Source organism: Micromonospora sp. SL1-18, from assembly GCF_047921505.1.
GTDB lineage: Bacteria > Actinomycetota > Actinomycetes > Mycobacteriales > Micromonosporaceae > Micromonospora.
In genome coordinates, this window is sequence record NZ_JBLROA010000227.1 from 1 (window position 1) to 387 (window position 387).

1 pseudogene is annotated in these 387 nt (G+C 70.8%); it reads left to right on the forward strand.

From position 1 onward, the window contains the following. Positions 1-387 (forward strand): annotated as a pseudogene (locus ACNAW0_RS30700) (cell division protein FtsK); the annotation flags it as partial.

Consider the following 387-nt stretch of genomic DNA (forward strand, 5'->3'; position numbering starts at 1 on the left):
AACCGCGCGAGCAACCTCTACGGCCGCACCCGCCAGCACACCCCCACCCCGGACGAGCCGCTGATCGTCCTGGTCATCGATGAGCTGGCGAACCTGACCGCCTACCTCACCGACCGCCAGTTGAAGGACCGGATCAAGGCCGCCCTGTCGATCCTGCTCAGCCAAGGGCGCGCCGTCGGCGTCCACGTCGTCGCAGCGATCCAGGACCCCCGCAAGGAGGTGCTGCCGTTCCGGGACCTGTTCCCGACCCGTATCGGCCTGCGCCTCGCCGAAGCCGCCCAAGTCGACCTGGTCCTCGGGGAGGGGATGCGGGATCGGGGTGCGCTCTGCGACCGCATCCCTCAGGGCCTGCCGGGGGTCGGGTTCGTGGCCATCGACGGCGACCCC